32 protein-coding genes and 1 tRNA gene are annotated in these 23,742 nt (G+C 53.7%); 27 read left to right on the top strand and 6 right to left on the bottom strand.

Features of this window, described 5'->3' with window-relative positions; genetic code table 11:
- Positions 1–3: 3 nt before the first annotated feature.
- Together ABWP81_RS04535 and ABWP81_RS04530 are read left to right on the top strand one after the other, a co-directional pair.
- Entirely contained in the window at positions 4–969 is a 966-nt protein-coding gene (locus tag ABWP81_RS04535; RefSeq protein ID WP_353139873.1) for a LysR substrate-binding domain-containing protein, read from the top strand.
- An 11-nt stretch (positions 970–980) separates the two neighbouring features.
- A complete protein-coding gene (locus ABWP81_RS04530; RefSeq protein WP_353139871.1) occupies positions 981–1,883 on the top strand; it encodes a 4-hydroxybenzoate octaprenyltransferase in 903 nt (300 codons plus the stop codon).
- Positions 1,884–1,901: 18 nt separating this feature from the next.
- On the opposite strand, the gene ABWP81_RS04525 is transcribed toward ABWP81_RS04530, so the two are convergent.
- Together ABWP81_RS04525 and proC are read right to left on the bottom strand one after the other, a co-directional pair.
- Positions 1,902–2,132 carry a hypothetical protein gene (locus ABWP81_RS04525; protein WP_353136450.1) on the bottom strand — a complete coding sequence of 77 codons (231 nt, stop codon included), beginning with the start codon at positions 2,130–2,132 and terminating at the stop codon, positions 1,902–1,904.
- Positions 2,133–2,186: 54 nt separating this feature from the next.
- Complete coding sequence (proC, locus tag ABWP81_RS04520; protein WP_353139869.1) at positions 2,187–3,017, bottom strand: pyrroline-5-carboxylate reductase; 831 nt, start codon at positions 3,015–3,017, stop codon at positions 2,187–2,189.
- A 219-nt stretch (positions 3,018–3,236) separates the two neighbouring features.
- Here proC and rplN point away from each other — a divergent pair, with 219 nt between their 5' ends.
- The 21 genes from rplN to ABWP81_RS04415 all read left to right on the top strand — a co-directional run bounded on the left by rplN (position 3,237) and on the right by ABWP81_RS04415 (position 14,387).
- Positions 3,237–3,605: a 50S ribosomal protein L14 gene (gene rplN / locus ABWP81_RS04515; RefSeq protein ID WP_053172537.1), complete on the top strand. Its 369-nt coding sequence runs from the start codon at positions 3,237–3,239 to the stop codon at positions 3,603–3,605.
- A 9-nt stretch (positions 3,606–3,614) separates the two neighbouring features.
- Positions 3,615–3,935, top strand: coding sequence for a 50S ribosomal protein L24 (rplX, locus tag ABWP81_RS04510; protein ID WP_353134481.1), 321 nt, complete (start codon positions 3,615–3,617; stop codon positions 3,933–3,935).
- A gap of 2 nt (positions 3,936–3,937) precedes the next feature.
- Complete coding sequence (gene rplE, locus ABWP81_RS04505; RefSeq protein ID WP_353134478.1) at positions 3,938–4,492, top strand: 50S ribosomal protein L5; 555 nt, start codon at positions 3,938–3,940, stop codon at positions 4,490–4,492.
- On the top strand, positions 4,485–4,790 hold the full coding sequence (rpsN, locus tag ABWP81_RS04500; RefSeq protein WP_108360242.1) for a 30S ribosomal protein S14: 306 nt from the start codon (positions 4,485–4,487) through the stop codon (positions 4,788–4,790). Before rplE ends, rpsN begins: the two co-directional genes overlap by 8 nt.
- A gap of 17 nt (positions 4,791–4,807) precedes the next feature.
- Positions 4,808–5,203: a 30S ribosomal protein S8 gene (gene rpsH, locus ABWP81_RS04495; RefSeq protein ID WP_353134474.1), complete on the top strand. Its 396-nt coding sequence runs from the start codon at positions 4,808–4,810 to the stop codon at positions 5,201–5,203.
- A 24-nt stretch (positions 5,204–5,227) separates the two neighbouring features.
- Positions 5,228–5,761: a 50S ribosomal protein L6 gene (rplF, locus tag ABWP81_RS04490; RefSeq protein WP_353139866.1), complete on the top strand. Its 534-nt coding sequence runs from the start codon at positions 5,228–5,230 to the stop codon at positions 5,759–5,761.
- An 11-nt stretch (positions 5,762–5,772) separates the two neighbouring features.
- The gene (gene rplR / locus ABWP81_RS04485) at positions 5,773–6,138 is read left to right on the top strand and encodes a 50S ribosomal protein L18 (protein WP_353139864.1); all 366 of its coding nucleotides are present in this window, start codon (positions 5,773–5,775) and stop codon (positions 6,136–6,138) included.
- A gap of 18 nt (positions 6,139–6,156) precedes the next feature.
- Positions 6,157–6,675, top strand: a complete 519-nt coding sequence (gene rpsE / locus ABWP81_RS04480; protein WP_353134466.1) for a 30S ribosomal protein S5 — start codon at positions 6,157–6,159, stop codon at positions 6,673–6,675.
- Positions 6,676–6,689: 14 nt separating this feature from the next.
- On the top strand, positions 6,690–6,872 hold the full coding sequence (gene rpmD / locus ABWP81_RS04475; RefSeq protein WP_353134463.1) for a 50S ribosomal protein L30: 183 nt from the start codon (positions 6,690–6,692) through the stop codon (positions 6,870–6,872).
- Between the two features lie 10 nt (positions 6,873–6,882).
- Positions 6,883–7,314, top strand: a complete 432-nt coding sequence (gene rplO, locus ABWP81_RS04470) for a 50S ribosomal protein L15 (protein ID WP_353134460.1) — start codon at positions 6,883–6,885, stop codon at positions 7,312–7,314.
- A gap of 27 nt (positions 7,315–7,341) precedes the next feature.
- A complete protein-coding gene (gene secY, locus ABWP81_RS04465) occupies positions 7,342–8,655 on the top strand; it encodes a preprotein translocase subunit SecY (protein WP_353134457.1) in 1,314 nt (437 codons plus the stop codon).
- Positions 8,656–8,723: 68 nt separating this feature from the next.
- The gene (gene rpmJ / locus ABWP81_RS04460; RefSeq protein WP_011481465.1) at positions 8,724–8,837 is read left to right on the top strand and encodes a 50S ribosomal protein L36; all 114 of its coding nucleotides are present in this window, start codon (positions 8,724–8,726) and stop codon (positions 8,835–8,837) included.
- A gap of 25 nt (positions 8,838–8,862) precedes the next feature.
- Positions 8,863–9,228 (top strand): 30S ribosomal protein S13, encoded by a 366-nt coding sequence (gene rpsM / locus ABWP81_RS04455; protein ID WP_310613754.1) that lies wholly within the window; start codon positions 8,863–8,865, stop codon positions 9,226–9,228.
- A gap of 12 nt (positions 9,229–9,240) precedes the next feature.
- Entirely contained in the window at positions 9,241–9,642 is a 402-nt protein-coding gene (gene rpsK, locus ABWP81_RS04450) for a 30S ribosomal protein S11 (RefSeq protein ID WP_100133809.1), read from the top strand.
- Positions 9,643–9,745: 103 nt separating this feature from the next.
- Entirely contained in the window at positions 9,746–10,369 is a 624-nt protein-coding gene (gene rpsD / locus ABWP81_RS04445) for a 30S ribosomal protein S4 (protein WP_104796726.1), read from the top strand.
- 112 nt (positions 10,370–10,481) lie between these two features.
- The gene (locus ABWP81_RS04440) at positions 10,482–11,474 is read left to right on the top strand and encodes a DNA-directed RNA polymerase subunit alpha (protein ID WP_353134448.1); all 993 of its coding nucleotides are present in this window, start codon (positions 10,482–10,484) and stop codon (positions 11,472–11,474) included.
- 75 nt (positions 11,475–11,549) lie between these two features.
- Positions 11,550–11,945, top strand: coding sequence for a 50S ribosomal protein L17 (rplQ, locus tag ABWP81_RS04435; RefSeq protein ID WP_353134445.1), 396 nt, complete (start codon positions 11,550–11,552; stop codon positions 11,943–11,945).
- Between the two features lie 22 nt (positions 11,946–11,967).
- Positions 11,968–12,044: transfer RNA gene (locus tag ABWP81_RS04430), tRNA-Met, on the top strand.
- Between the two features lie 55 nt (positions 12,045–12,099).
- A complete protein-coding gene (locus ABWP81_RS04425) occupies positions 12,100–12,990 on the top strand; it encodes an alpha/beta fold hydrolase (RefSeq protein WP_353139862.1) in 891 nt (296 codons plus the stop codon).
- Positions 12,991–13,036: 46 nt separating this feature from the next.
- The gene (locus ABWP81_RS04420; protein WP_353134439.1) at positions 13,037–13,390 is read left to right on the top strand and encodes a DUF1840 domain-containing protein; all 354 of its coding nucleotides are present in this window, start codon (positions 13,037–13,039) and stop codon (positions 13,388–13,390) included.
- Positions 13,383–14,387: a serine/threonine protein kinase gene (locus tag ABWP81_RS04415; protein ID WP_353139860.1), complete on the top strand. Its 1,005-nt coding sequence runs from the start codon at positions 13,383–13,385 to the stop codon at positions 14,385–14,387. The genes ABWP81_RS04420 and ABWP81_RS04415 overlap by 8 nt, the downstream gene beginning before the upstream one ends.
- Here the strand turns inward: ABWP81_RS04415 and ABWP81_RS04410 are convergent.
- The 4 genes from ABWP81_RS04410 to ABWP81_RS04395 form a co-directional block, all read right to left on the bottom strand.
- Complete coding sequence (locus ABWP81_RS04410) at positions 14,384–15,115, bottom strand: haloacid dehalogenase type II (protein ID WP_353139917.1); 732 nt, start codon at positions 15,113–15,115, stop codon at positions 14,384–14,386. The genes ABWP81_RS04415 and ABWP81_RS04410 overlap by 4 nt on opposite strands.
- Positions 15,116–15,134: 19 nt before the next feature.
- The gene (htpG, locus tag ABWP81_RS04405) at positions 15,135–17,096 is read right to left on the bottom strand and encodes a molecular chaperone HtpG (protein WP_353139858.1); all 1,962 of its coding nucleotides are present in this window, start codon (positions 17,094–17,096) and stop codon (positions 15,135–15,137) included.
- 94 nt (positions 17,097–17,190) lie between these two features.
- Positions 17,191–18,048, bottom strand: coding sequence for a pseudouridine synthase (locus ABWP81_RS04400; protein WP_353139856.1), 858 nt, complete (start codon positions 18,046–18,048; stop codon positions 17,191–17,193).
- Between the two features lie 12 nt (positions 18,049–18,060).
- Complete coding sequence (locus tag ABWP81_RS04395) at positions 18,061–18,768, bottom strand: Crp/Fnr family transcriptional regulator (protein ID WP_353134427.1); 708 nt, start codon at positions 18,766–18,768, stop codon at positions 18,061–18,063.
- A gap of 173 nt (positions 18,769–18,941) precedes the next feature.
- Here ABWP81_RS04395 and ABWP81_RS04390 point away from each other — a divergent pair, with 173 nt between their 5' ends.
- The 4 genes from ABWP81_RS04390 to ABWP81_RS04375 are packed head-to-tail and all read left to right on the top strand — an operon-like array spanning position 18,942 to position 23,700.
- Complete coding sequence (locus tag ABWP81_RS04390; protein WP_353139854.1) at positions 18,942–20,888, top strand: AMP-dependent synthetase/ligase; 1,947 nt, start codon at positions 18,942–18,944, stop codon at positions 20,886–20,888.
- The gene (locus ABWP81_RS04385; RefSeq protein WP_353134421.1) at positions 20,885–21,667 is read left to right on the top strand and encodes an ABC transporter ATP-binding protein; all 783 of its coding nucleotides are present in this window, start codon (positions 20,885–20,887) and stop codon (positions 21,665–21,667) included. The genes ABWP81_RS04390 and ABWP81_RS04385 overlap by 4 nt, the downstream gene beginning before the upstream one ends.
- A gap of 15 nt (positions 21,668–21,682) precedes the next feature.
- The gene (locus ABWP81_RS04380) at positions 21,683–22,612 is read left to right on the top strand and encodes a branched-chain amino acid ABC transporter permease (RefSeq protein ID WP_353134418.1); all 930 of its coding nucleotides are present in this window, start codon (positions 21,683–21,685) and stop codon (positions 22,610–22,612) included.
- A gap of 11 nt (positions 22,613–22,623) precedes the next feature.
- Positions 22,624–23,700 (top strand): branched-chain amino acid ABC transporter permease, encoded by a 1,077-nt coding sequence (locus ABWP81_RS04375; RefSeq protein WP_353134415.1) that lies wholly within the window; start codon positions 22,624–22,626, stop codon positions 23,698–23,700.
- The last annotated feature ends 42 nt before the right edge of the window (positions 23,701–23,742 follow it).

Below are 23,742 nucleotides of genomic sequence, written 5' to 3'. Positions count from 1 at the left end.
AACATGACCCTTACCGAACTTAAATACATCGTGGCCGTGGCCCGCGAAAAACACTTTGGCCGCGCTGCCGAAACCTGCTTTGTGTCGCAGCCCACGCTGTCTGTGGCCATCAAAAAACTCGAAGAAGAGTTGGGTGTGAAGCTGTTTGAGCGCAGCGCCAACGAAGTGGCTGTGACGTCCTTGGGTGAAGAAATCATCCGTCAAGCGCAAAGCGTGTTGGAGCAAGCGGCCAACATCAAAGAAATTGCTAAACGCGGAAAAGACCCGCTGGCTGGCCCGTTAAAGCTGGGCGTGATCTATACGATTGGCCCTTATTTGCTGCCGAGCTTGGTGCGTCAGGCGATTGCCAGAACGCCGCAAATGCCGTTGATGCTGCAAGAAAACTTCACGGTCAAATTACTAGAAATGTTGCGTACCGGAGAGATTGATTGCGCCATCATGGCCGAACCTTTTCCAGACACGGGCCTTGCCACTGCGCCCTTGTACGACGAGCCCTTCATGGCCGCCGTGCCCAGCAACCACCCGCTGGCCGCCTTAAAGCAGGTGAGCGCGGATGAGTTGAAAAATGAAACCATGTTGTTGTTGGGGAATGGCCACTGTTTTCGCGACCATGTGTTGGAGGTCTGTCCTGAATTTGCGCGCTTTTCTAGCAATGCCTCGGGCATTCAAAAGAGCTTTGAAGGCTCCTCTCTCGAGACCATCAAACACATGGTGGCTGCCGGCATGGGTGTGACGCTGGTGCCACGCTTGAGCGTGCCTAAAGAAGCGCTGGGCACCCAATCGAAGCGCAAGAAAAGTGAAGAAACTTATGTGCGCTACTTGCCCATCACCGACGACAAAGGGGGCGAACCGCCCACGCGCCGTGTGGTGTTGGCATGGCGTCGTAGCTTCACGCGTTATGAGGCGATTGCCGCTTTGCGCAACGCCATTTACGGGTGTGAGTTGCCCGGCGTCAGCCGTTTGTCTTGATGGGTGCTGAGATGCGTGAACGCTTAAACCTTTATTTGGATTTAATTCGCTGGAATCGTCCCGCAGGCTGGCTGCTGTTGCTGTGGCCATCGCTGTCTGCGTTGTGGGTGGCGGCCGGCGGTTGGCCAGGTTGGCATTTGGTGGTGGTGTTTGTGTTGGGCACCATTTTGATGCGCAGTGCGGGCTGCTGCATCAATGATGTGGCCGATCGCGAGTTTGACCGTCACGTCAAACGCACGGCAGAGCGACCGGTGACGCGGGGCGCTGTGTCTGTGCGCGAGGCCTTGCTGTTGGGCGCTTTGCTGGCGCTAGCGGCGTTCGGCTTGGTGTTGACCACCAACCCCGCCACCATCGTGTGGTCGTTTGCGGGCTTGGCGATGACCTTGATTTACCCCTACGCCAAACGCCATGTTTCTATGCCTCAAGCGGTGCTGGGCGTGGCGTTTAGCTTTGGCATTCCTTTGGCGTTTGTGGCGGTGGGAAGTGCAAACATCACTTGGCAAGACCTTAGCCTGCAAGCCCTGAGTGACGCCGTGCCCATACAGGCGTGGGGCTTGATGTTGTTCAATTTGTTCTGGGTGCTGGCCTACGACACAGAGTATGCGATGGTGGACCGTGACGACGATTTGCGCATCGGCATGAAAACCTCTGCCATCACCTTGGGTCGCCATGACGTATCTGCCGTCATGGCGTTTTATGCGGTTTATTTATGCGGCTGGTACGGGCTGTTAGAGCACGAAAAACTGGGCTGGCATTGGACTGTTGCCTTGTGCTTGGCGGGCTTACAAGCGGTGTGGCACTTTTTGCTGATCATGGACCGCTCGCGGGAAGGCTGTTTTAGGGCGTTTCGCTCCAACCATTGGCTGGGTGCGACTGTGTTTGCCGGTATCGCCCTGAGCTACGGCGCCCGTTGAGAGCCATCAGCTGAATATTTACTGAGATTTGGCCTTTTTAGCCTTCTTCTTTTTGAGCTTCTTTTTCTTGGGCTTCTTGGCTTTTTTGTCTGCCTTGGCTGGGGCTGCTTTGTCGGTGTTGGGAGTGTTGGTGGCCCCTTGCTCCGGTTGCGCTGCAGGCGCTGCCGGCATGGCCGGCGCCTGAGCGCCAGAAGTCAATGGCAGGCTCAGGGCGGCGGCTGACAAAAGAGAAATCAAAAGTTTGTTCATGGATTCAAAGGTATTAATAATTAACCCAACTATTGTCGCACTAGTTGTGGGGATTTAAGCCCCAAACTCATCGCCAAGCTCGTGCGCACGCTGCTGCGCGGCCTGCAATGCGGCTTGAAAGAGCGTGCCCACCTGTGTGTTTTGCATGGCGGTGAGGGCAGCATAGGTGGTGCCGCCTTTGGAGGTCACCCGCTCGCGCAGCACAGAAGGGGGCTCACTGGCAGCCTTAGCCAGTTGAGAGGCACCTTCAAACGTGCCAATCGCCAATTGAGTGGCTTGTTCTGTGGTCAGGCCCATGTTCACGCCAGCTTCGACCATGCTTTCTATAAAGAAAAACACATAGGCGGGGCCAGAGCCAGACAGCGCGGTCACCGCGTCAAGTAGGGGCTCGTCTTTCACCCACAGCAGCGCGCCCGTGGTGGCGACCACTTGTTCAACCCATGCTTTATCGCTGTCCGTGACGGCTGCGCGAGCAAACAAGCCCGTTTGGCCAAGGCCAACGAGGGCGGGCGTGTTGGGCATGGCCCGCACCACGCGTTCGGTGCCCAGCCAGTTGGCAATGCTGTCGCTACGAATGCCAGCAGCCACGCTAAGGTGCAGAGCGTGGCCACAAAAAGCGCGGGTCTGTTGTGCCGCTTCTTTGAAGGATTGAGGCTTGACGGCCCAGATAACAAGGCCAGCTTCGGCCAGTGTTGCATCTGCAGATGACAAGACCTTCACGCCAAATAGGCTCTGCAGGCGCTGGCGAGCTTCATCAAAAGGCTCAACCACCAAGATGAGGTGGGCCGGCATGCCTTGCTTGATAAGGCCGCCAATGATGGCGCTTGCCATGTTGCCGCCACCAATGAATGCAAGGGTTTGAGAGGTTTTGAAGGGTGTAGACATGCTTGAATTGTCGGTGAATCCAAAAAGAATCATAAAAATAGTTTGACGCGACATAAAAAGTCATGGCATAATTTGGGGCTCCGCTAAAAAAGCGGGGTTTATCTGCCCCAAGTTGAAGCATTGCGAGTGGTTTGCGATGTGGATGACGGGCCCAAGACTGATCAGTTCTATGCACGACGAAAGTTGTGTGAAGACTGATGCAAGTTGGGAAATATTGAAATGATCCAAACTGAAACACGGTTAGATGTCGCTGACAACACCGGTGCGAAGTCCGTTTTGTGCATTAAAGTGCTCGGCGGTTCTAAGCGTCGCTATGCAAGCGTGGGCGACATCATCAAGGTGAGCATTAAAGAAGCCGCTCCGCGTGGCCGCGTCAAAAAAGGCGAGGTGTATAGCGCTGTTGTGGTCCGTACTGCCAAAGGCATCCGCCGCGGCGACGGTTCGCTCGTCAAATTCGATGGCAACGCAGCAGTGTTGCTTAATGCAAAGTTGGAGCCAATCGGCACCCGTATCTTCGGCCCAGTGACGCGCGAGTTGCGCACTGAGAAGTTTATGAAGATCGTGTCATTGGCCCCTGAAGTTCTGTAAGGGCTAACAATGAACAAGATTCGCAAAGGCGACCAGGTCATCATCCTTACTGGGCGCGACAAAGGTAAGCGTGGCGTTGTATCGCTGCGTAAAGACGATAGCCACTTGATGGTCGACGGTATTAACTTGGTGAAAAAACACACCAAGCCAAACCCAATGGCTGGCACGCAAGGTGGCATCGTTGAAAAAACCATGCCCATCCATCAGTCTAACGTGGCCATTTTCAATGCTGCTACTGGCAAGGCTGATCGTGTTGGCATCAAAGTCCTGGCAGACGGCGGCAAAGTGCGCGTCTTCAAGTCCAGTGGCGAAGAAATCAAGGCGGCATAAATATGGCACGACTCCAACAACACTTCCGCGAAAAAGTAGCGCCCGAACTGATTGAAAAGTTTGGCTACAAGTCGCCCATGCAAGTTCCACGTTTGACCAAGATCACGTTGAACATGGGCGTGAGCGAAGCCGTGGCTGATAAAAAAGTCATGGACAACGCAGTCAGCGACTTAACCAAAATTGCAGGCCAAAAGCCTGTGGTTACCAAGGCTAAAAAGCCAATCGCGGGTTTCAAAATCCGTGAAGGCCAGCCTATCGGTTGTATGGTGACTTTGCGCGGCGTGCAGATGTATGAATTCTTGGATCGTTTCGTGACCGTGGCTCTGCCTCGTGTTCGTGACTTCCGTGGTATCTCTGTTCGCGCTTTCGATGGCCGTGGTAACTACAACATCGGCGTGAAAGAGCAAATCATTTTCCCTGAGATTGAGTACGACAAAGTCGACGCACTGCGCGGCCTCAACATCAGCATCACCACGACGGCTAAGACCGACGAAGAGTGCAAAGCGCTCCTCGCTGGCTTTCGTTTCCCATTCAAGACAGAGGTGGCACGTGGCTAAACAAGCATTGATCGAGCGCGAGCTCAAGCGTGACCGTTTGGTCGCAAAGTACGCTGCTAAGCACGCGGAGTTGAAGGCAATTGCCACCGACTTCAAGCGTAGCGATGAAGAGCGCGCAGCTGCCCGTTTGGGTTTGCAAAAGCTGCCACGTAACGCGAATCCCACGCGTCAACGTAACCGTTGTGCGATCACAGGTCGTCCACGTGGCACATTCCGCCAATTCGGCCTTGGCCGCGCCAAGATCCGTGAATTAGCCTTCCAGGGCAACATTCCCGGTATCACTAAAGCCAGCTGGTAATAGGCAGGAGATTCAATATGAGCATGAGTGATCCAATCGCCGACTTGCTGACTCGCATCCGCAACGCGCAAATGGTGGCTAAGCCCACTGTGATGGTGCCTTCTTCCAAAGTGAAGATCGCCATTGCGCAAGTGCTGAAAGACGAAGGCTACATCGACGGTTTCCAAATTAAACAAGACGCTGGCAAGACTGAGATTGAGATTACTCTCAAGTACTACGCAGGCCGTCCAGTGATCGAACGCATTGAGCGTGTGAGCCGTCCTGGCTTGCGCGTTTACAAAGGCTGCGGCGCTATCCCCCAAGTCATGAATGGCATGGGCGTGGCAATTGTCACGACACCTCAAGGTGTTATGACTGACCGCAAAGCACGCGCTACCGGTGTCGGTGGCGAAGTGTTGTGCTACGTCGCTTAACCGCAGCCTAAAGGAAAGACTGAAATGTCCCGAGTAGGAAAAATGCCAGTGACCGTCCCCCAAGGTGTGGACGTGTCTATCAACAATACCCAAATCAGTGTCAAGGGCTCCGGCGGTTCGCTGTCGGTGGCTGCTCACGCATTGGTGAAAGTTGTTAACGAAGCCGGTCAAGTGACATTCACTCCGGTCGATGATTCGCGTGAAGCAAACGCTATGAGCGGCACATTGCGCCAGTTGGTTAACAACATGGTCACAGGTGTTACCAAGGGCTTCGAGAAGAAGTTGCTCTTGGTGGGTGTGGGTTACAAAGCTGCGGCACAAGGTTCTAAGTTGAACTTGGCTGTGGGTTATTCGCACCCCGTGAACAAAGAAATGCCTGAGGGCATCAAGGTTGAAACGCCTGCCGCAACGGAAATCATCATCAAAGGTGCTGACCGTCAACGCGTGGGCCAAGTGGCCGCTGAGATTCGTGCGATTCGTCCCCCAGAGCCTTACAAAGGCAAGGGCATCCGTTATTCGGATGAGAAGATCACGATCAAAGAGACCAAGAAGAAATAAGGAGCTGCAACATGTTGACCAAAAAAGAGCAGCGACTCCGCCGGGCACGTCAAACGCGTATTCGCATCGCCAATCAAGGCGTTGCACGTTTGATGGTGAACCGCACCAACTTGCATATCTATGCGACTGTGGTTTCCGCTTGCGGCACCAAAGTCGTAGCGACAGCATCTTCAGCCGAAGCCGATGTGCGCAAGCAACTCGGCGCCGTTGGCAAAGGCGGCAACGTCAGTGCAGCGCAAGTGATTGGCAAGCTGATCGCTGAAAAAGCGAAAAAAGCTGGCGTCGAAAAAGTGGCGTTTGACCGTTCAGGTTTTGCTTACCACGGCCGCGTCAAGGCTTTGGCCGACGCAGCCCGCGAAGCTGGCTTGCAGTTCTAATCGGATTGGAAATTACACATGGCTAAATTTCAAGCTAAAGCGCAGGGTGATGGTCCAGAAGACGGACTCCGCGAAAAAATGATCGCGGTCAATCGCGTTACCAAAGTTGTCAAGGGCGGCCGTATTCTCGGTTTCGCAGCTTTGACTGTGGTCGGTGATGGCGATGGCCGCGTGGGCATGGGCAAGGGCAAGTCGAAAGAAGTGCCAGCCGCTGTCCAAAAAGCGATGGAAGAAGCCCGTCGCAACATGACTAAAGTTACTTTGAAAAACGGCACGATTCACCACAAGGTGCACGGTCGTCACGGTGCTGCAAACGTCATGATGATTCCAGCACCCAAAGGTACTGGCATCATCGCGGGCGGTCCAATGCGCGCTGTGTTCGAAGTGATGGGGATCACTGATATCGTGGCGAAAAGCCACGGTACATCCAACCCTTACAACATGGTTCGTGCAACCTTGGATGCTTTGAACAATTCCACAACGCCCTCAGAAGTGGCGGCTAAGCGTGGCAAAAAAATCGAAGAAATCTTCGCTTGATCTCGGAGCATTCAATGACTACCCCTCAAACTGTCAAGATCCAATTGGTGCGTAGCCCAATTGGCACCAAAGAATCGCACCGCGCCACCGTCCGTGGCTTGGGCTTGCGCAAAGTGAATTCTGTGAGCGAGTTGCAAGACACGCCTGCAGTGCGCGGCATGATTAACAAGATCAGCTATCTGGTCAAAGTGCTGTAAAAGGTTGAAGATGGAACTCAATAACATCACCCACGCACCTGGCGCGAAACACGCCAAGCGCCGTGTTGGTCGCGGTATCGGCTCCGGCCTCGGCAAAACTGCTGGTCGCGGTCACAAAGGTCAAAAGTCACGTTCAGGCGGCTACCACAAGGTTGGTTTCGAAGGCGGTCAAATGCCTTTGCAACGTCGTTTGCCTAAGCGCGGCTTCAAGTCCACTACGTTGAAGTACAACGACGAAGTAACGTTGGCTGACTTGCAACAACTCGGCGCAGCTGAAGTTGATATGTTGACATTGAAGGCCGCTGGCCTTGTGGCAAACATTGCTCGCGTCGTTAAAGTCGTGAAGACTGGCGAATTGACAACTGCTGTCAAGCTCAATGGCATCGGCGCTACTGCCGGCGCTAAAGCTGCGATCGAAGCCGCTGGCGGCTCTGTCGCGTAATCGTAGATTAAACAGGAAACACGCTCCGTGGCAACCACCTCTCCATCGATCGGTAACAACGACAAGTTCGGCGACCTGCGTCGCCGACTGGTCTTCTTGCTGCTCGCTTTGGTGGTTTACCGCTTAGGCGCCCATATTCCTGTGCCCGGCATCAACCCTGATCAGTTGCAACAACTGTTCAAGGGCCAGCAGGGCGGTATTTTGAGCTTGTTCAACATGTTTTCCGGCGGCGCTTTGTCGCGCTTCACGGTATTCGCGTTGGGCATCATGCCCTACATTTCTGCTTCGATCATCATGCAGTTGCTGACCTATGTGTTGCCCTCTTTAGAGCAGCTCAAAAAAGAAGGCGAATCAGGTCGACGCAAAATCACCCAGTTCACACGCTACGGCACTTTGGGCTTGGCTATGTTCCAGTCAATGGGCATTGCGTTGGCACTAGAAGCATCGGCTGGCTTGGTAAACGTCCCCGGTTTTGGCTTTCGTATGACTGCCATGATCAGCTTGACTGCGGGCACCATGTTCTTGATGTGGTTGGGTGAGCAAATCACTGAACGTGGCTTGGGTAACGGAATTTCTATTCTAATTTTTGCTGGTATCGCAGCAGGCTTGCCGGGTTCTATTGGCGGCTTGCTTGAACTGGTGCGTACCGGTGCGATGAGCATTCTGGCTGCTATTCTCATTGTGGTTGTGGTGGCCTTGGTCACCTACTTTGTGGTGTTTGTAGAGCGAGGCCAGCGTAAAATTTTGGTGAACTACGCACGCCGCCAAGTCGGTAACAAAGTTTACGGCGGTCAATCGTCTCACTTGCCCTTGAAGTTGAATATGGCGGGTGTGATCCCTCCCATCTTTGCTTCATCCATCATTCTCTTGCCGGCAACCGTGGTGAGCTGGTTTAGTACCGGTGACAGCATGAGTTGGCTGAAAGATATTTCTGCTGCACTTGCACCTGGACAACCCGTCTATGTGATGTTGTATGCAGCAGCAATCGTGTTTTTCTGCTTCTTTTATACTGCCTTGGTTTTCAACAGCCGAGAAACTGCTGATAACTTGAAGAAGAGTGGCGCCTTTGTACCAGGCATTCGTCCAGGTGACCACACTGCTAAATACATTGACAAAATTTTGGTTCGACTCACGCTTGCGGGTGCTGTGTACATCACCTTTGTGTGCTTGTTACCTGAGTTCTTGATCTTGAAATACAACGTGCCTTTTTACTTCGGCGGGACATCGTTGCTGATTATTGTGGTTGTCACTATGGACTTTATGGCCCAAGTACAGAACTACATGATGAGCCAACAATATGATTCGCTGTTGAAAAAGGCAAGTTTTAAAACAACGCTCTAACGAGCCAAGTAAAAATCGTGTTTCATGCCAATGACGGTGTGAAATGAAATGAGTTTTAGGAGAGTGAAATGAGAGTTTCGGCTTCGGTCAAAAAAATTTGCCGCAACTGCAAAATCATCCGGCGCAAGGGCGTGGTTCGTGTGATCTGTACAGATCCACGCCACAAACAGCGTCAAGGTTGATTGAACTGGTTTAAAGAGGACGCACATGGCACGTATCGCAGGCATTAATATTCCGCCACACAAACACACTGAAATTGGCCTTACAGCTATTTTTGGTATTGGTCGCACACGCGCTCGCAAAATTTGCGAAGCAACTGGCATTGATTACACAAAGAAGATCAAAGATCTGACTGACTCGGACCTCGAAAAGATCCGTGACCAGATCGCTGAATTCACGATTGAAGGTGACCTTCGTCGCGAGACAACCATGAACATCAAGCGTTTGATGGACATTGGCTGTTACCGCGGTTTCCGTCACCGTCGTGGTCTTCCTATGCGTGGTCAACGTACGCGTACCAACGCTCGTACACGTAAGGGTCCGCGTAAAGCAGCCCAGTCGTTGAAGAAATAATAGGACTGAACAATGGCTAAATCTCCAAGCGGCGCAGCTTCACGCGTACGTAAAAAGGTTCGCAAGAACATTGCTGACGGCATCGCCCACGTGCACGCGTCGTTCAACAACACCATCATTACCATCACTGACCGCCAAGGCAACGCCTTGTCATGGGCATCGTCAGGTGGACAAGGTTTCAAGGGCTCACGCAAGTCCACACCTTTCGCGGCTCAAGTAGCCTCGGAAGTTGCGGGTCGCGCTGCCGTTGATCAAGGCATCAAGAATCTTGATGTCGAGATCAAAGGTCCAGGCCCTGGCCGTGAATCTTCAGTGCGCGCCTTGGCTGCATTGGGTATTCGCATCAACTCGATTGCTGACGTGACACCAGTGCCGCACAACGGCTGCCGTCCACAAAAGCGTCGTCGTATCTAAGCGTTCTTCGCTTTTTTACTGTTAACCACAAGCCCACCGCCGCTGGCCAACCCCCAGCGGCTCCTCGCTTCTAGCGAGCAGCTGATTAGATAAGGAATTTCAAGTGGCACGTTACCTAGGCCCCAAGGCCAAACTCTCACGCCGTGAAGGCACTGACTTGTTCTTGAAGAGCGCACGTCGCTCGATCAGCGACAAGTGCAAATTCGACAGCAAGCCCGGCCAGCATGGCCGTACTTCTGGTCAACGCACGTCTGACTTCGGTTTGCAGTTGCGCGAAAAGCAAAAAGTCAAACGCATGTATGGTGTGTTGGAGCGTCAGTTCCGCCGTTACTTTGCTGCTGCTGACCGCCAAAAAGGCAACACGGGTGCAAACCTGTTGACTATTTTGGAAACTCGTTTGGACAACGTGGTGTACCGCATGGGCTTTGGCTCTACACGTGCTGAGGCCCGTCAATTGGTGTCACACAAGGCCATCACTGTGAACGGTCATCAAGTCAACATCGCTTCTTACTTGGTGAAAGCCGGTGACGTAGTAGCTGTCCGTGAAAAGTCTAAAAAGCAAGGTCGCGTTTTGGAAGCTCTAGAGTTGGCCAAACAAGTCGGCATGCCTGCTTGGGTTGAAGTCAACCTCGAAAAAGCTGAAGGTGTCTTCAAGAAGACCCCTGACCGCGACGAGTTTGCTGCTGACATCAACGAATCTTTGATCGTCGAACTTTATTCGCGTTAATCCTGGTTGAAGTTTTCAACCTAACGCACCCCACGCGGTCTGCTCGCACTGTGTGGTCCAGAAACCCAGCCTTACCGGTGTAACGAACCGGGGGTATTGATAGGAAATCTGAATGCAAACGAATTTGCTAAAACCAAAAAATATCCATGTGGAGCAATTGGGTCTCAATCGCGCCAAGGTTACCTTGGAGCCCTTTGAGCGTGGCTACGGTCACACCTTGGGCAACGCACTTCGCCGCGTTTTGTTGTCATCGATGGTTGGCTATGCGGTGACTGAAGTCACCATCGCTGGCGTGGTGCACGAATACTCGTCAATCGACGGCGTGCAAGAAGACGTGGTCAACATTTTGTTGAACCTCAAGGGCGTCGTTTTCAAGATGCACAACCGTGATGAAGTCACTCTGAGCCTGCGCAAAGACGGCGAAGGCGCTGTGACGGCTGCTGACATCCAGGTGCCTCACGATGTTGAAATCATCAACCCTGAGCACGTGATTGCTAACTTGTCGCACGGCGGCAAGATCGACATTCAACTCAAAGTTGAAACAGGCCGCGGCTATGTGCCAGGTACTGTGCGTCGTTATGGCGAAGAGCCAAGCAAGTCCATCGGTCGTATCGTGTTGGATGCTGCTTTCTCCCCCGTCAGCCGCGTCAGCTACAGCGTTGAAAACGCGCGTGTTGAACAACGCACAGACCTTGACCGTTTGGTCATGGAAATTGAGACCAACGGCGCGATCACGGCTGAAGACGCTGTACGCGCTTCATCCAAAATTTTGGTTGAGCAACTGGCTGTGTTTGCACAGTTGGAAGGCGACGCTATCAACGGCATCATGGAAGCAGCTGCACCTCGTGGCGGCCAACAGTTTGATCCAATCTTGTTGCGCCCAGTGGACGAGTTGGAGTTGACTGTGCGTTCTGCCAACTGCTTGAAAGCAGAAAACATCTATTACATCGGTGACCTGATTCAGCGCACTGAAAACGAGTTGCTCAAGACCCCCAACTTGGGCCGCAAGTCACTCAACGAAATCAAAGAAGTTTTGGCTTCTCGTGGTTTAACCTTGGGCATGAAGCTCGAGAGCTGGCCACCTGCTGGTTTAGAGCGTCGTTGAATTTAAATTAACTGACTTAAACGTCCCCTGGCCGTACCTGATACGGCGGCCGGCAAAATATCAAAGGAAATCAAAATGCGTCACGGACACGGACTTCGCAAACTTAACCGCACAACATCCCACCGCTTGGCGATGTTGCGCAACATGATGAATTCGCTGATCGAGCACGAAGCCATCAAAACCACATTGCCAAAAGCCAAAGAATTGCGTCGCGTCATTGAGCCGATGATCACTTTGGCCAAAGAGGCTACCGTTGCAAACCGCCGCTTGGCATTTGATCGTTTGCGCGATCGTGACAGCGTGGTGAAGTTGTTCAACGAATTGGGCCCACGCTTCAAGACACGTCCAGGTGGTTACACACGCATTTTGAAAATGGGTTTCCGCGTCGGCGATAACGCTCCGATGGCTTACGTTGAATTGGTGGATCGCCCTGAAGTTTCTGAGGCGTCTTCTACCGAAACAGCGGCTTAATAGGTTATACTAATCTTCTTGACGCGCGATGGAGCAGCCTGGTAGCTCGTTGGGCTCATAACCCAAAGGTCGTAGGTTCAAATCCTACTCGCGCAACCACTTTAAAACGCCCACTGAATTTATTCAGTGGGCGTTTTACTTGGGAAATTCACATATGGAAATCAGCAGAGTAGAAGCACAGTCAAAACGCATTCAGCAGACCTTTGCATGGGGCATGGTTGTCTGGCATGTTTGGGGTACGACGGAGTGTGCCGATGAAGCGGCTAAAGAGGCAGCTAAAGAGGCCGCAGAAAACACGCACACCGATATCGTTGGCCCAACCTCACCCAGACCAATTGTGTTGCTTCATGGTGGCTCTGGAAGCTGGACTCATTGGGTCCGAAACGTGGAACACTTCGCTCAAACTCGCCCTGTTTGGGCGCTGGACATACCAGGATTTGGTGATTCCGATTTGCCTAAGGGCGTGAGCGACGCAGATGGCTTGGTGTCCTACGTGGCGGAAATTCTGACGCGATCATTTCAGGGTGAAGCCATTGACGTCATGGGTTTCTCATTTGGGGGCATGACCGCTGGATTGGTGGCAGCGCAATACCCCAAGATTATTCGGCAATTGATTTTGGTGGGCGCGCCTGGTTTGGGTTTGTTTGACAAAGTATTACCAATGCGCGGAATGACAACACACATGGATCTCGCTGAGCTCAGAAGCGTGCATAGACACAACCTAAACGCCATGATGCTTGCGCATGCAGAGAGCGTGACAAACGAAACCATTGACCTGCAAGAGTCCAACGTAGCACGCGACCGCTTACGACGCAGGCGCATCGCGCGAACCGATGTGCTGGCAAAAGTACAAACACAATGGACGTGCCCTGTGCACGGTGTGTGGGGTGAGTTAGATGCACTCTACAAGCGTACTTTGCAGCAGGTGCCCACAGTTCTGCCAAAGTTGGCCACGTTTACGATAGTGCCCGATGCGGGGCATTGGCTCATGTATGAGCGGCCAGATGCATTTCATGCGGCTGTAGATCCGCTGCTAATTCCCTAAGTTAAAGCCAAATTGTCAGTGCACCTTAAGAGCGCACAATGAAAGCATGCTGTACAAATTCAAATCAAAAGCCACGGGTGACCTCATCATGTTGGAGCCGCAAGGCAAACACATCCTCAAACTCATTGGCAAAGAAGCTGGTGCCAAGGGCATCATCTTGCCAAGCGAAATGATGGCTGCCATAGACGCCTTAAAGGCGGCTGTTGAAAGAGAAGAGCTAGCCATCAAGGCCGCCAAAGACGCCGCACAACAAGCCGCTCAAACAGATGGACATGCTGAAGCGCCTGTTCGTACTGCCGACAGTGCACGCACCATCAGCCTCAGACAGCGTGTGGTGCCGTTCGTTGACATGCTGCGACGCGCCCACGCTGAAGACAAAGAGGTTGTCTGGGGTGTTTGACGTCGGGCCTAAGCATCACGCCTACGCAGCGCTCACACCCGATGTGGTGCTTGATGCTTTGTCTGAGCTTGGGCTGGCGGTTGACGGTCGTCTCACAGCCTTGAGCTCGTATGAAAACCGTGTGTATCAAGTTATGTTGGACGACAACAGCTCGGTGGTAGCCAAGTTCTACAGGCCTGAGCGTTGGCGTGATGCCCAAATTATGGAAGAGCATAGTTTCGCTGCGGCCTTGATGGCTGAAGAGGTGCCATTGGTGGGGCCATCAAGCTTGAACGGCAACACCTTGCATCATGCCCACGGATTCGCGTTCAGCGTGAGCCCGCGTCGCGGTGGGCGCATGCCCGAGCTAGATGATGGGGAGGTGTTGGAGTGGATCGGCCGATTCATTGCGCGCATTCACAACGTGGGAGCCAAACAAGCGTTTTCATCGCGACCCACGTTGAACGTCAGCACGTTTGCAATTGAGTCTCGTAATTGGCTGATCGACAACCACATCATTCCGCTGGACCAACAAACCGAATGGCTGGCGGTATGTAACCAAGCCATAGACATCACAACGCAAAAATTTACCAACCATCCGGCACACAACATACGTCTGCATGGCGACTGCCATCCTGGCAACATCTTGTGGACGCCTACAGACTTGCCCAACGGCGGCCCGCATTTTGTAGACTTAGACGATGCCCGGATGGGCCCCGCCATTCAAGATTTATGGATGCTGCTCAGTGGCGATCGTGCGCAGCGCACACAGCAGCTGTCGATGCTGTTGGATGGCTACGAACAAATGCGAGAACTCAACCGAGATGAGTTGGCCTTGATCGAACCCTTAAGAACATTGCGTCTCATTCACTACAGCGCTTGGCTTGCAAGACGCAAAGACGATCCAGCATTTGTGCAGCATTTTTCATGGTTTGGCAGCAGCGACTATTGGGCTGGGCAAACGCACATGTTGGTAGAGCAGTGCGAAGCCATGCAAGAAGAACCCTTGTACGTTTAACAGCCCAGCAAGTCTGCCAAAGCATGGATATCTCGCACATGCAAATCGTTACCCGATTGCGGAGATACATCTTTGGGTTTGGAAGCGCCAAACTCCAACGGACGCTCAATGTAAGCGGTGCGCAAACCACATGCGCGTGCGCCTTCCAGATCGTCGTGATGCGCAGCACACAGCATGACTTGATGGGGTTGCACATCAAACACATCAGACACGCCTAGATAGGCAGCGGGGTCTGGTTTATAAGCTCGAAACACCTCGGCTGACAACACACAGTCCCATGGCAACCCAGCGTGTTTGGCCATGTTGGTGAGCAGTCCCAAGTTGCCATTTGACAAGCTGCAAATGGTAAATTTTTGTTTCAAACGCTGCAAGCCAGCCACGCTGTCCGGCCAGGCATCTAAGCGGTGCCACACGCGGTTGAGGTGGACACGTTCAGCATCACCCAAATACATCAAATCAAATCGTGGCAGCAAGTCATCCAAAATCAGACGGTGCAATTCATCAATACGTGTCCAGCCCAATTCCCCAGAGCGTACGCGTGCCATCGCGGGCTGGTAGCCTGCACGCCAGGCTAATGCAAATGCATTGCCGTCGACTGAAGGGTAAAGCCCTTGCATTTCACGCACGATGCTGCCGTGCCAATCGACAACGGTGCCGAAAATGTCAAAGGCCAACACGTGCGTGCTGGCCTTCAAATCGTCTAAAGACTCGGGGTGGGGGGTGTCCATGTGTGTCATGGACTCGTTTTTACACCAAGAGTGCGTTGACCCGTTTCACATAGGCGGCAGGGTCTTCCGGCAGTCCACCCTCAGCCAACAGTGCTTGGTCAAACAAAATGTGCGCCAAGTCGTTGAAATGCGGGTTGGCATCGGCGCTTAGTTTTTTAACCAAAGGGTGGTCTGCATTTACTTCCAAAACTGGCTTCATGTCAGGCGCTTGTTGGCCAGCTTGCTTGAGCATACGGGCCAGTTGCATGGACATGCCATGGTCTTGTACCACCAAGCACGCAGGTGAATCCACCAAGCGGGTGGTCACGCGTACGTCCTCGGCTTTGTCTTTCAAAGCTTCTTTGAGCATGGCCAACACCGGCTTGAAAGTCTCTGCCGCATCTTCGGCCGCCTTCTTTTCGGCGTCGTCTTGCAACGAACCCAAGTCCACAGCGCCTTTGGCCACAGACTGCATGGGTGTGCCATCAAACTCTTGCACAAAGTTCAAGGCCCACTCATCCACGCGGTCGGTCATCAGCAACACCTCGATGCCCTTTTTACAAAACACTTCCAGCTGCGGGCTGTTCTTGGCCGCCGCCATTGTGTCGGCTGTGATGTAGTAAATAGCCTCTTGGCCTTCTTTCATGCGCGCTTTGTAGTCGGCAAAAGACACGCTCACAGTGTCAGTGCTGGTGCTTGCGAAGCGCAGCAGTTTGGCGAGTTTGTCTTTGTTGGCAAAGTCTTCGCCCAAGCCTTCTTTAAGCACCGCGCCAAACTCAGCGTAGAACTGGCTGTACTTACCTTGCTTGGATTTGTCTTCTTCGCTCAAAACGTCAGTCACACCGTCGACGTCAGCCACGGTCGCTTTGTCGTATTTGGCTAAGTCTTCCAACACAGCTAACACGCGGCGTGTATTGCCCTCGCGAATGGCTTTCACGTCGCGGCTTTCTTGCAGCAACTCGCGGCTCACGTTCAGTGGCAAATCGGCGGAGTCCACCACGCCTTTGATAAATCGGAGATAAGAAGGCATCAGCGCCTCAGCGTCGTCCATGATGAACACACGCTTCACATACAACTTCAAGCCCGCTTTCTGCTCGCGGTTGAACAAATCCATTGGCGCCTTGCCGGGGATGTACAGCAGCTGCGTGTACTCGGTGCTGCCTTCCACGCGGTTGTGGCTCCAAGCCAATGGCGGCTCAAAGTCGTGGCTGATGTGTTTGTAGAACTCGGCGTGCTGCTCGTCAGTCACTTCCTTTTTGGGACGTGACCACAGCGCGTTGGCTTGGTTGATAGTTTCCCATTCGTCGGTTAGCACCATTTCGCCGGGTTGGTCGTTTTGGCCCTCTTTCCATTCTTCTTTGCGCATCCGAATGGGCAAAGAAATGTGGTCCGAGTATTTATTGATCACCGACTTGAGCTTCCATGCGCTCAGGTATTCCTCGGCATCGTCGCGCAGGTGCAAGATGACATGTGTCCCGCGATCGGTTTGGGTGATGGTCTCCACCTCAAAGTCGCCCGTGCCGGTGCTGCTCCAGCGCACACCTTCATCGGCCTTCAGTCCAGCGCGGCGTGACTCGACGGTGATGCGGTCTGCCACGATGAAGCCCGAATAAAAGCCCACGCCAAACTGCCCAATCAACGCGCCTTGGTCTTTGGCATCGGTTTTTTGGTCGCCGCTGAGCTTGCCCATGAACTCGCGCGTGCCGCTCTTGGCAATCGTGCCAAGATGGGCAATCGCGTCCTCTTGGCTCATGCCAATGCCGTTGTCGGCAATGGTCAGCGTGCGGGCTTCTTTGTCAAAGCTCACGCGCACCTCAAGATCCGCGTTGCCCTCAAACAAGGCGTCGTTGTTCAGGCCTTCGTAGCGCAGCTTGTCGCAGGCGTCGGAGGCGTTAGACACCAATTCGCGCAAGAAGATTTCTTTGTTGGAGTAAAGCGAATGAGTGACAAGGTGCAGCAGTTGTGAGACTTCGGCTTGAAAGGAATGGGTATGTTTGGTCATGGTCTTTAAATCAGAATTACAAAAAACAACGTATCGAGTTGTGGGGCGCTGGCCTCAATTTCAAGAGCGATAAAGCACAGGCAATCAATGCAACTTAAAAACGCTCATGAGCACCCAGGTAACGCCACTGCCCAACTGGAAGTTGCCCCAGTTGAACGTGCCCAATGCGGATGCGCTTGAGGCCCACGACCTGAAGGCCGACTTGCTCGCACATACGGCGAATTTGGCGCTTTTTTCCCTCGGTCAAGACAAAGCGAAGCTGCTCTGGGTTTTGCCATTCCACCTGCGCGAGTTTCAGGGGTTTGCCGTCCAAGCTCAAGCCGTGACGTAAGCGTTCGAGTTGAGCCTTTGGAAACACAGATTGCACGTTGTTGGTCACGCGGTCGTGGTCTCCAATGGCGCTGAGTTGATGGGCTCTGCCGCCATACGTGGCAGATGCGGCGTTGGCGGCGGCGATGTTTTCTTGACCGGTGTAGGTCACGCGCACCAAATATTCTTTTTCCATCTCCGAGTCTTCGCCAATCAATTGGCGGGCGACGCGGCCGTCTTGCGTCAACACCAACAAGCCTGTGGAGTCGATGTCGAGTCGTCCCGAAGGCGCAAGGCTGCGCAACTGTGTGGGCGTGAAACGTCGTTTGGACGAGTCGCCCGCCCAATGCGTGCGAGGGTTAATGAGCAAAATAGAGGGCTCGTGCCCGTCTTCCGCTTGCCCACTTACATAGCCCATGGGCTTGTGCAGCAGAACAGTGACTTGTGTGTCTTGGTGGCCAGTGGCGCGCGGGTCAATTTCTACGCGGTCATGGGGGCCAACTTTTACGCCCATTTCAGCAGGGCGGCCATTGACCAGCACCCAGCCTTGTTCTATCCACGTATCGGCCTCGCGGCGTGAGCAAAGGCCAAGTTCGGCCATGCGTTTGTTGAGGCGGGTAAGGTCTGTGGGGGTGTCTGACATAAGGGGCAAATTCTAAGTGCCGCTCGAGCGCAGTGCAGCAAGGTCCAACACCCGCATGCCACCGTATTCAATGCGAATTGCGTCCTGTGCTTCAAGTCGGTTCAGCGCCACATTGACGCGTTGCCGTGACAGGCCCACCAAGTAAGCCAACTCTTGCTGGGTGATACGCAGCACCTCGCCCACGCCAGGAAACAAGGCGGGGTTAAACAGCGCCGCTAAATTTCTTGCGACACGCACATCGGGATCCGTTGAGCGATCAATTTCACGTGCTTCGATGAACTGCGCCAAGCGCTCATTAAGTTGGTTCATCACAAAGCGGTTAAACCCAATCGAGTTGTCGAGCAACCAGTGAAACGTCTCAATCGGCAGCCCCGCCACCACACTGTGACGCAAGGCCATGATGTTGTAGCGGTAGCTTTCACGTTTGATCACGGTTCCCTCACCAAACCAGCCACCGGGCGGCACGCCCGTGAACGTGATGCTGCGGCCACTGGCGCTGTCGGCGCTCATCTTTAACAAGCCTTCGATCACACCAAACCAATACGTGGCTTGGCGACCCATGCGGCACACGTAGTCACCCGTCAAGGGATCGCTCACCACCACTTGTGCCTCGACGCGTTTGCGCTCGCTGGTCGTCAGTAAAACCAACCAAGGAATAGCGGCCAATTCGGCGGGGGTAGCACTGCGTCGGCGCTGAAAAACACTGGGCTCTTTTGCCATAAGGGCGACTCTAATCAAAAGTATTATTCGGGTAATCACTGCTAAGTGTCTACCCTAGATTGTCGTCGAAACGACAACATGGCGTCAAACCTACTCATACGATCGCGACAACATGAAAGGCGCTTCACGTAGGCGCCACGATTTTTTGTCGACACACAACGCAAGGATTAGGAATGCAGACCACGTTCCCACGACTGTTACTTAAGCATGCCAGCGAGCGCCCTGCCGCGCCCGCCATGCGCGAGAAGGAATATGGCATTTGGCAAACCACCACATGGGCCGACATGGCTGCCATGGTGGCGGACATGGCCTGCGGCTTGCATCAAGCTGGCTTGACACGCGGCGAGCATTTGGTGGTGATTGGCTCCAACCGTCCCCGTCTTTACGCCACCATGCTGGCCGCTCAATCTTTGGGTGCGATTCCCATTCCCTTGTACCAAGACGCGGCGGGTGCCGAGTGCGTGTTCCCGCTCAACAACGCCGAGGTGCGCTTTTGCGTGGTGGAAGACCAAGAGCAAGTAGACAAACTCCTAGAGATCCGCGAGCAATGCCCACAACTCGCCCACATCATTTTTGACGATCCGCGTGGCCTGCGCAAATATGAAGAACCAGGCTTGGCATCAATCGAAGAACTGTTGGCTGCGGGCGCTGTGTTTGCCAAACAACACCCCCATTTCTTTGAAAACGAAGTTGACAAAGCGCACACCGACGATGTGGGAGCCATGTTTTTCACATCAGGCACCACGGGCAACCCCAAAGGCGTGGTGCACACGCACAACTCACTTATCAACCGGGCCGAAGCGGGCGCCTTGTTTGACAAACTCACATCGCACGAAGAGGTTTTGGCCTATTTGCCGCCGGCGTGGATTGGTCAAAACATTTTCAGCTACGCCCAGTGGCTGTATTGCGGCTACGTGGTCAACTGCCCTGAGTCAGTGGCCACCGTCACCATCGACTTGAAGGAAGTCGGCCCCACCTACTATTTCGCCCCACCCCGCGTGTTTGAGGGCTTGCTCACCATGGTGATGATTCGCATGGAAGACGCCAGCGCACCCAAGCGCGGCATGTTCCATTTCTTCATGGACGTGGCGCGCAAATACGGACCCAGCAAAATGTCGGGCCAATCGATTGGCTTGGTTGGCGGTTTCCTTTATGGTTTGGGCGACCTCTTGGTCTATGGTCCTTTGCGTAACAACCTCGGCATGAGCCGTGTGCGCGTGGCCTACACCGCAGGAGAGGCGATTGGTCCAGACTTGTTTAGCTTCTACCGCGCCATTGGCGTGAACTTGAAGCAGCTTTACGGCTCCACCGAAACCGCCGTGTTTGTCTGCTTGCAGCCAGACCATGAAGCCCGCGCCGACACCGTGGGCGTGCCCTGTGCGGGCGTAGAAATCAAGGTGGCCGACAACGGCGAAATCTTGGTTAAGTCACCTGGCTTGCTCAAAGGCTATTACAAAAACGATGCAGCCACCGCCGAAGTGCTGACCGCCGATGGTTGGTACCACACCAGCGATGCGGGCTTCTTGGATGCGCATGGCCACTTAAAAATTATCGACCGTGTCAAAGATGTGGGCCGCATTCAAGGTGGCCCCAATGACGGTGCCATGTTTGCACCCAAGTACGTTGAGAACAAGCTTAAGTTTTTCCCGCACATCAAAGAAGTCGTGGCCTATGGCGACCAACGTGACAAAGTGTGCGTGATGATCAACATCGACATGGACGCTGTGGGCAACTGGGCCGAGCGCCGCAACTTACCCTACGCGGGCTACACGGATTTGGCGCAAAAACCAGAGGTGTATCAACTGATCAAAGAGTGCGTCGAGAAAGTCAACGCCGACTTGGCCGCGGATGAGCTGTTGGCCGGTAGCCAAGTGAGCCGCTTCCTTGTGCTGCACAAAGAGCTCGATGCGGATGACGGTGAACTTACCCGAACCAACAAAGTGCGCCGCGGTTTTATTGCCGAAAAATACGGCGCCTTGGTGGGCGCCCTCTACAGCGGCGCGACTGAACAATTCATTGAAACCGTGGTGAAGTTTGAAGACGGTCGCGCCGGTAGCGTGAGCGCCACGCTCAAGCTGTCAGACGCCAAAACCTTCGCGCCCGTGGGGAAAGCAGCATGAGCAAGAAAATCGGAGACGTCATCCTTGACGTCAAAAACATCAGTTTGCGTTTCGGTGGCGTCAAGGCACTGAGCGACATTTCCTTCAACGTCAAAGAGCACGAAGTGCGCGCCATCATTGGCCCTAATGGCGCTGGCAAAAGCTCGATGCTTAACTGCATCAACGGTGTTTACACGCCGCAAGAAGGCACCATCACCTTTCGGGGTCAAACCTTTGGGCACATGGACAGCTACCAAGTGGCCACCATGGGCATTGCACGCACCTTCCAAAACTTGGCCTTGTTCAAAGGCATGAGCGTGCTCGACAACATCATGACCGGCCGCAACCTGCGTATGAAAAGCAACATTCTGCTGCAAGCCTTGCGCATCGGCCCCGCCGAAAAAGAAGAAATGATGCACCGCGAAAAGGTAGAGCACATCATCGACTTTTTAGAAATCCAAGCCTTCCGTAAAACACCCGTGGGCCAACTGCCCTACGGTCTGCAAAAGCGCGTCGACTTAGGCCGCGCGCTGGCGCTTGAGCCGCAAGTGCTGTTGCTCGACGAGCCCATGGCCGGTATGAACGTCGAAGAGAAGCAGGACATGTGTCGCTTCATCTTGGATGTGAACGATGAATTTGGCACCACCATTGTGTTGATCGAACATGACATGAGCGTGGTGATGGATATTTCTGATCGCGTGGTTGTGCTCGACTACGGCAAAAAAATCGGAGACGGCACACCCGATGAGGTGCGCAATAACGAGGAAGTCATTAGCGCTTACCTCGGCACTTCGCATTGAGAGATTGGAGTAGACATGGCATTTTTTCTTGAAACCCTTTTCGGCGGCCTCATGGCTGGCATGTTGTATTCACTCGTGGCTTTGGGCTTTGTGCTGATTTACAAAGCCTCTGGCGTGTTCAACTTCGCGCAAGGCGCGATGGTGTTGTTTGCTGCGTTGGCCATGGCCCGTTTTGGCGAATGGATTCCTCAGTACTTCGGCATCACGCACTTTGTGTTGGTTAACCTGCTGGCCTTTCTGGGCGCAGCTGCGGTGATGTTTGTGGTGGCGTGGCTGATTGAGTATTTGGTGTTGCGCCACTTGGTCAACCAAGAAGGCACTACCTTGCTGATGGCCACCTTGGGCATCACCTACTTCTTGGATGGCGTGGGCCAAACCATTTTTGGTAGCAACATTTACAAGATCGATGTAGGCATGCCCAAAGAGCCTTTGATGCTCATGGAGTCCACCTTTCCTGGCGGCATCATGATCAACCAAGAAGACTTGGTGGCGGCGGTGATCGCCTCTGCACTGGTTGCCTTGCTCAGTGTGTTCTTCCAAAAAACCACCACCGGCCGTGCGCTGCGTGCTGTGGCGGATGACCACCAGGCAGCTCAATCGATTGGTATTCCACTCAACCGCATTTGGGTCATTGTGTGGTGCGTGGCCGGTGTAGTCGCTTTGGTGGCCGGCATGATTTGGGGCTCCAAGTTGGGCGTGCAGTTCTCGCTCTCCACCGTTGCTTTGCGGGCCTTGCCAGTGGTGATTTTGGGTGGTTTGACCTCGGTGCCCGGCGCCATCATTGGCGGCTTGATCATCGGCGTGGGCGAGAAATTGTCTGAAGTGTTCCTCGGTCCTTATGTGGGCGGCGGCATTGAGATTTGGTTTGCCTACGTCTTGGCCTTGGGCTTCTTGTTGGTTCGTCCACAAGGCCTGTTTGGCGAAAAAATTATTGACCGCGTGTAAGGAAAAGAAAAATGTTTTACAGAGAAAACGGTCAATTCAAAACGACTTACAAGCAAGACCAACAAATCTTCCCTATCACGCAAGACCGCGTGGGTGTGTTGCTGCTCATCGCCTTCGCATTCATTGGGGTGCCTCTGTTGGCCGATGAATACATGTTGCGTGCGATTTTGATTCCTTTCCTCATCTTGTCGCTCGCTGCTTTGGGTGTGAACATCTTGGTGGGTTATTGCGGTCAGATTTCTTTGGGCTCGGGCGCTTTTATGGCGGTGGGCGCATATGCCGCTTACAACTTCCTTGTGCGCATTGACGGCATGCCCCTCATCTTGGCAATCCTGATGGGTGGCTTTTTTGCCACCTTGGTTGGCATCTTCTTTGGTATTCCCAGCTTGCGCGTGAAGGGCTTGTATTTGTCTGTTGCCACCCTGGCCGCTCAGTTCTTTTGTGACTGGGCGTTCTTGCGCATCAAGTGGTTCACCAACGATTCGGCTTCGGGCACTGCCGCGGTGTCTGACTTGCAAGTGTTTGGGTTTGCCATCAACACGCCTTTTGAGAAATACACCTTCTGCTTGGCCTTTTTGGTGGTGTTTGGTTTGCTCGCCAAAAACCTGGTGCGTAGCGCCATTGGCCGCGAGTGGATGGCCATTCGCGACATGGACGTGGCTGCTGCCGTGATCGGCATTCGCCCGATGTACGCCAAGCTCAGTGCGTTCGCTGTGAGCTCATTCATCGTGGGCGTGGCTGGTGCTTTGTGGGCCTTCGTCTATCTTGGATCTTGGGAGCCAGCCGCGTTTTCAGTGGACCGTTCGTTCCAGTTGTTGTTCATGGTCATCTTGGGTGGCATGGGCTCCATCATGGGTAGCTTCTTTGGCGCAGCGTTCATTGTGGTGCTGCCCATCGTCATTAACTTGTTGTTGCCATCTATGGGCGCGATGGTGGGCATCGAAGTTAGCACGGCGGCATTGACGCACGCCGAGCAAATAATTTTCGGTGCTTTGATTGTTTGGTTCTTGATCGTCGAGCCGCATGGCTTGGCCAAGTTGTGGAGTGTGGGTAAACAAAAGCTGCGTTTGTGGCCTTTTCCCCACTGAGTTGGTTTTCCAGTGTTTGCATTATTTTTCTAAGGAGACTTC

The organism is Limnohabitans sp. (genome assembly GCF_040401135.1).
Taxonomy (GTDB): Bacteria; Pseudomonadota; Gammaproteobacteria; order Burkholderiales; family Burkholderiaceae_C; genus Limnohabitans.
The sequence above is the reverse complement of the archived record's forward strand: the minus strand, read 5'-3'. Positions and strand labels throughout refer to the sequence as shown.